We start from the raw sequence: 6,477 nt of genomic DNA, 5'->3' as shown, positions 1-6,477 counted from the left end.
GATCCGTTCCTGGTGCAGCAGATGGAGGACCATTCCATGCTGTACAGTTTGCCGCAAGCGGAGGAGCGCCTGCAATTTTTGCTGGATGAAAATCGCCCGTTGCGATCGTTTGATGAGGAATTTGAACGCAAGGGAAGACATGCGGATCTGACCGATGACCTGAAGGACATTCTCCAGGTTTTTCGTCGATTGAACCTTGATGTGATCGTGGTGGATCAGACGACACCGGAAATCAAGCGAAACGGACTGCATTGCGTGAAAGTGCTGATTCCGGGGATGTTGCCGATGACGTTCGGACATCATCTGACCCGCGTGACAGGTCTGGAGAGGGTGCTACGGGTACCGGTGGAACTCGGGTATGCGAAAGAGCCGCTGACGCTTGAACAGCTCAATCCACATCCGCATCCGTTTCCATAAGCCGTGTCTGGGAGGAAGAAGGATGAGTCTGGAAGCATTTCTGCACGATTTGCATTTTGACATTGACAAGATCCAACCGCCGGACTGGGAGGTGGATTGGGAAGACGCACCGCTTCCGTATAAGCTATACCGTGGCTTGCCTGTGTTTCCGTTTTCTCCGGAAGTACCGCTGACGCTCGAAGGACGGGAAATGCCCGTGAAGCCCGGCCTTCGCGGAATCGGTCATTTTCTCTGGTATGTATACGGGCTCACTCAATTCTTCCAGTCATTTTATGCCATGGATTCCACGGAACAAGCGGTGGGTCTGACGCAGTTGTACCGGCGGTTCGTTCCCTCCGGTGGAGCGTTGTATCCCAGTGAATTATACGTGTATCTAAAAATGGAGGATTTGCCTGCCGGGGTGTACCATTATGATGTGGCACACCATCGACTGGTGTTGTTGCGCGAAGGCGATTTCGATTCATATCTGTCCAGGGCTCTTGGCAATCGCTGTGACGTGTCGGCTTGTTTTTGTACGGTTTTTGTGTCGACCATGTTTTGGAAAAACTTCTTTAAATACAATAACTTTGCCTACCGTTTGCAAGGGCTGGATGCCGGTGTGCTGATCGGGCAGTTGCTGGAAGTGGCGAAACGGTTTGGCTTCGAAGCGGGGGTGTACTTCCAGTTTCTTGATCGGGCCGTTAACCATCTGCTCGGGCTGTCCGAACAGGAGGAGAGCGTGTATGCGGTTATTCCGCTGTCGGTGGAGCCTGCGATCACCTGGTTTGCTGACGGAAATGATGGAGACGTGGATATCTCTGCCACCGAATTGTGCCGGGAGTTGACAGAGGTTCAGCATGATCACTACGTCCGGTCGCTGAGGATCAAGGAGTATCCGATGCTGATCAAGATGAACGAAGCGTCCATGCTGGAATCAGCTCGATCGTTTCGGAGAATCGCAGGGGAGAAGAACGTTAACTGTGAGGGTCAGGCGGTGGCCCTGCCACACGTGAACCGGTTGTCGTATGATCTGGCATCGGTCTGCCGAAAACGGCATTCACCAGGGATGGATTTTGTTTTGGGCAAGGTAAGCCAACTGCAACTGGCCACTCTGCTCAAAGAGGCCACTTCCTTTCCGTATCAAAATGATTTGGATGGAACACAAGAAAAGCCCGAGTCCCGTGTCTCACTGTATGGCTGTTTGTATGGCGTTGAAGGCATTCCGGATGGTGCCTACCACTATGACAGCGCTGCTCATGCATTGCGGAAGGTACGTCTCGGAGATCATCGGTTCTGGCTGCAACAGGGGATGTCTTTGCACAATGTAAATCTGTTCCAAGTGCCGCTCTGCCTGCATGTGGCAGGGGACCAGGATCACCTCAAAACGGCACTGGGGTACAGAGGATACCGCATCCAACAGATGGAAGCGGGCATGCTCGTGCAGCGTTTGCTACTGGCGGCGTCTGCCATCGGGATGGGAGGGCACCCGCTCCTCGGATTTGATGCGAGCTTGTGTGATGAGATCTACAGGATGGATGCGCAAGGAAAAACCAGCCTGATCCAAATCCCGGTCGGTCCCTATCGTCTTCGCACTCGGTTAGAGGGTAGTTTGCATGGATAGAGGAGGCAAGAGTGAAAGCTCTGGCTATGGTGCAAATAATGTATGAAAAACAATGTATAAGAGCTGCTCTAAAGCGTTAACCAGAAGGGACTCCATCCTGAAAAACATATTTAAAGACAAAAAAGGACTGGATTATCAACTATCCAGTCCTTTTTGCTTCCTGTCAGTTATTTGAAGTTCCTTTGGTAGGAGTTGCATCTTGACTGGTAGACCAGGCCCCACCATCTGGTAAACGATACCAAGATTGATCGTATGCAGAAGAAGAATAGTGATATTGATCAATGATTGTTCCATTCGGAGCCTTTAACGTCACGTCATCGCCACCACTATTATTAAAGTAGTTCGTAGTTTCCCAAACGAAGTACCCCTTGGCTGGAATGATGGTTCCACTTGGAATCGTATATGGAGCAGAGCCGCCACCCACGATGTCATCGATCACATATCCACTAATATCAACGGATGAAGAAGTAGGGTTGTAGATCTCTACAAACTCTTTTGTAAATGTAGAAGAAGGGGCAGGTAACACTTCGTTGATGACGAGGTTCGTATTGCCTCCACCACCAGACTTGGTATATCCAGCAGATATCGCATCTGATTCATTGAAGAAGAAGACACGTTTCTCAATAGGAATTTGCTTGTAATTCGCTGGATCAACATACGTTTTGGTGTAATAATCGCCTACATATTTGTCTTGAGGCTGTCCTGAAATCCGATCACGAAACTCAAAAGGAAGTTCATTGATTGGATTGGATGGATTCCACATTCCTCTTCCATTTTGTTTTGCTTCTAAATAAGCAGATTGATATTCTGTGAAGTATTTCATGTTGGGCCAGATGTAATAAGTTACTGCATGACCTTGACGAACCATCTCTTTGTTTATGTTCAGAGTTCCTTTTTTAATGTGTGCCAATAGACGGCCATAGGAGTCTTTTTCTTCAGTGTCTGTTTCAATGGTTACTTGTGTTCCGCTTGGAAGTAGTTGTGTTAGATAATTCTTCGCATTGGTACCCCATGGATTTTGCGCTTGACCTTGATAGTTCGATTCTGGAGCGTCGATGGAAAGCATTCGGACTTTGTTTGTTCCGAGTACTGATTCTTTCAAATGAACAGTATCACCGTCCACGACATAATCTACTGTCGCAGTATATGTTGCTGCTGAGGACTGAACTGGAGAGACAGTAAAAGATGCAACAAGCAACATTAACGAAGATAGGATAGTGAGATAAACACGTTTCATCGGATCTCCTCCTGAAATGGTTTCTTAATCATGATAATTAATTCCCTTTTTATTAATGTTAATAATCTATTAAAAATGTATAAATTCATAGCTAAATATCAAGAGTAAGAAAAAAGGATGAATACGTGCTAGGGAAATATGAATTGAAGCTGAAGCCAATAAAAGAATAGATAGAATGATAGAGTTGCGATAACCGAAAGAAATATTTTGAAAAAATGAAACGCTTAAAATCTATCAGGCATGGGACAAAAGAAAGGGAGTTATTAGAAAAGCAGCTAGATGAAAATGAAGAGAAGGAAGGATCTTAGACTTATTTAGAAAAAATGATTTGGTCTTTCAGATGTGGAAAAACAGCTTGAGAAAATTTCTTCTGAAAAGGATCAGCTGAAAGACAAATTGAGGAAATTGAGGAGGATTTAATCCACAAAGAAAAAATATCTATCGAGGGTTTGAAATAGCTGAGGAATTAATAAAGAGCTTATGGAAAAAGTGGTATGATGGGGAACTTGCCTTTGAAGATAAGCGAGAGATCGTAAAATCCTTAGTAAAGGAGATAAGAGTTGAGACAAAAATCAATGATCGGGGAAGGAAAGAGGCTTCAGTGGTTAAGCCTGTAGCCTGGGAAAGTTCTTTTATTGTCATACCTAATTCTATTCGAGCAGATCGAATACGACCGGCTGAAGTATTTTTTAACAAGTCGATAAACTCACTTCTTAATCCATTTAGTTTATTCTCTTTAACTATATGAATGCCTAGGTTATTATCTGCATGCTTGTCCTTGCAGTCGATGGTTACTCCCAGTCCAAAACACGCTGAAAAACTAGAAGAGTATTTATCTATACTGAAGATGAATGGCCTATGGCGATGTGTCTAGAAGGCGGGTATGGTGCCGATGTTCGTTATATCAGTCCGAGTGATAACCGTGGAGCCGGAGCATGGGTTGGTAACCAACTTGAGGATTACCCGGATGGGACCCGAGTGAAGTTCATTGTGCAATAATGAAAAAGCTACCAGTTTCTATTTCTGCTCCAATATTGAGGTGACATAGGGTTTATCCACATTTGAACTAAGTCATTTGCCTCAAATTTCCTGTCTTGACGAAATGTTGAAGGTCACTTCATATTCTTTTCCTTCATCTTGTGAAATGGGGATTTTCCCTAATACGTAACTCCGAGATAAGTCCAAAAGCGGTCATATAGATATAAAAACGCAGTAGTATTAAAGGGTTTCTTCACGTAAATAGGGGGTGTCGGGTAGGGCAGGTCGATTTTGGTATCCTCCGCCCCTAGAAGATATCTATCCAAAATCACTTGAAATGGGAGAACACACTTACAACTTCCTCACCAGCGAAATAGGATATATAGAACTGACGAAGACGAAGATGGTAACGATGACAAGCAGAAGGTTGTCGAAACCCTGGCAAACGGTCATTGATATTCCACGGGAATATATCAATGACCGTTTGTTTTTGTTTTTCTTAACTAAAATCGGAAAACCCATGGGCACCAAGTGATTTCACCGATTCGGAATTACCCAAGAATGCAACAATCACATAAGAATCCCCCATACGGCAAAGGCAAAAACGAAATTTGAAGGGAACATTTTAGAATCTGCAACCCCTACGAATACCAAGGTTTGCTTTATCGCTTTACTCTGATATAAAGACATCGGGAAGAAGTATTACCCTTACCGGAAAAGGGTGCTAAGAGGGCGAAATTTTGGCTCTCAACACTATGCACTCGCTGGCGTTAAACCAGTTGGTGATTGTGTTTTTTATTGGAGGGATACAAGGAAACAAAAAAGGCGTAAGTAGATAACTCATTCTTTATAACGTCTGCACGTTTTTTGTCAATTATCAATATACTATATCAAGCTGGTAGATTTGGCAGTTTTACTGTGGAGCTTTTCACTGAATCTGTCAACCTCCTTGTAAATCAACGAAAGGAGGTGAATCGCCATGAATTCTACGCAGCAACGATTTAGAAGAAGACGTTTCTGTCCATTTGGTTGTTTTTGTGTCTGCCCAAGACGTCGTCGTCGTAGACGTCGTCGTAGAGATCGTTTCGGTCGTCCTTTTTAAATAGACTTGTACCAAGACCTATCTTAAGCTTAGATTGATAGCACCCAAGCGGTGCTTTTTTTGAGTTGGAGGGAAGAGATGGTCATGGGAACGAACGGAGCGACTTAACCGTATCAGACAGGGAATCCCCTGTGAGAACCTAACCGGTGGATCTGGTGGAAACGGCTCCAATGGCAACAAAGGAAAGACTTCTAAAAATCCCGTCTGCATCTCCTCTCTTAACTCCCCTGCGTCAGCTTGGCATCATGAATATATCGACCAAAGTTCATTTCCAACACTTCATGAAAGGAAAACCTGATCGTTCATTTCATTTTCGTAAGGAAAGGAAATTGGTGATCATGGGACTCCTTTATCATGACGTGACCTTGCTGAACTTTGACGATGCTTATCCCTGGCAGCATAAGCTGTCCGACTTTGCTGACGAATGGATCGAGCTTAAGGACATCACGGAGGCCAATCTGTTTTGCACGCACAAGGCGCTGACAGAAATCGGCCACAGGCTTTCCGAGCGGTCCGGTCGCGGCATCACGTTTATCGGAAAGGGAAACTATCACTATGTCACATATCTTTTGCTTAGCGAATTCAACCGGCCGTTCAGCCTCATCTTGTTCGAAGTTGTTAAGTTGGAATCAAGAAAGATATCTGTCCAAAATCACTTGAAATAGGAGAACACACTTACAACTTCCTCACTAGTGAAATAGAATATATAGAATTTGCCGTTGGGAGGTGAAAAAAATGGGTGGTTTCGGTTTGCATAGGCTTTTAATCTTCATCCTTGTTATCGCCGTTATCTTCTTCTTCTTCGGCATCGGCATTTGCTAAATTTGAAATGTAGTATCAACCATCCCGTTCCCTTGTACGCTAAGTGCCCGGAGATGAGGCGATACCCTTGAGCGTAGCTTCACTAACGCAGAATTTCATGGTCTTCGCTATGCACGTTACAGGGGAACTGCGGAGTAACAGAGCAATGCCCCCTAACAGCCGTGGCTCAAAACATCAAATAATGCCTTTACTTCTCTGGAAGAGAGAAAAGGCTACATGATTTGGTTGCTAACTACTTTAGAAGATATTCCTTTTATATAAAGATTCCTGAAATATACAACCCCCGATCCCTTTTTCGGGGGGTTTGTTATCAATCTCAGG

General features: G+C 44.6%; 4 protein-coding genes and 2 pseudogenes. 5 read left to right on the top strand and 1 reads right to left on the bottom strand.

Features of this window, described 5'->3' with window-relative positions; genetic code table 11:
• Together BMZ78_RS13765 and BMZ78_RS13760 are read left to right on the top strand one after the other, a co-directional pair.
• A partial coding sequence (locus BMZ78_RS13765) for a YcaO-like family protein (RefSeq protein WP_175482485.1) occupies positions 1-417 on the top strand: 417 nt, incomplete at its 5' end.
• Between the two features lie 22 nt (positions 418-439).
• Complete coding sequence (locus BMZ78_RS13760; protein ID WP_093231014.1) at positions 440-2,017, top strand: SagB family peptide dehydrogenase; 1,578 nt, start codon at positions 440-442, stop codon at positions 2,015-2,017.
• 163 nt (positions 2,018-2,180) lie between these two features.
• Here BMZ78_RS13760 and BMZ78_RS13755 read toward each other — a convergent pair whose 3' ends face one another.
• Positions 2,181-3,254 carry a thermonuclease family protein gene (locus tag BMZ78_RS13755; RefSeq protein WP_093231013.1) on the bottom strand — a complete coding sequence of 358 codons (1,074 nt, stop codon included), beginning with the start codon at positions 3,252-3,254 and terminating at the stop codon, positions 2,181-2,183.
• An 837-nt stretch (positions 3,255-4,091) separates the two neighbouring features.
• Here BMZ78_RS13755 and BMZ78_RS13750 point away from each other — a divergent pair.
• The 3 genes and pseudogenes from BMZ78_RS13750 to BMZ78_RS19715 form a co-directional block, all read left to right on the top strand.
• Positions 4,092-4,253: pseudogene (locus BMZ78_RS13750) on the top strand (NucA/NucB deoxyribonuclease domain-containing protein); the annotation flags it as partial.
• A 1,227-nt stretch (positions 4,254-5,480) separates the two neighbouring features.
• Complete coding sequence (locus BMZ78_RS13745) at positions 5,481-5,999, top strand: hypothetical protein (RefSeq protein ID WP_139203331.1); 519 nt, start codon at positions 5,481-5,483, stop codon at positions 5,997-5,999.
• A gap of 217 nt (positions 6,000-6,216) precedes the next feature.
• Positions 6,217-6,338 (top strand): annotated as a pseudogene (locus BMZ78_RS19715) (transposase); the annotation flags it as partial.
• Positions 6,339-6,477: the final 139 nt, after the last annotated feature.

Origin of the sequence: Thermoflavimicrobium dichotomicum (assembly GCF_900114055.1) — a bacterium.
In the GTDB taxonomy this organism is placed as follows: domain Bacteria; phylum Bacillota; class Bacilli; order Thermoactinomycetales; family Thermoactinomycetaceae; genus Thermoflavimicrobium; species Thermoflavimicrobium dichotomicum.
The sequence above is the reverse complement of the archived record's forward strand: the minus strand, read 5'-3'. Positions and strand labels throughout refer to the sequence as shown.

Coding starts and splice junctions, on each gene's coding strand:
- BMZ78_RS13755 (WP_093231013.1), bottom strand. CDS start 3,254: ATGAAACGTGTTTATCTCACTATCCTATCTTCGTTAATGTTGCTTGTT.
- BMZ78_RS13760 (WP_093231014.1), top strand. CDS start 440: ATGAGTCTGGAAGCATTTCTGCACGATTTGCATTTTGACATTGACAAG.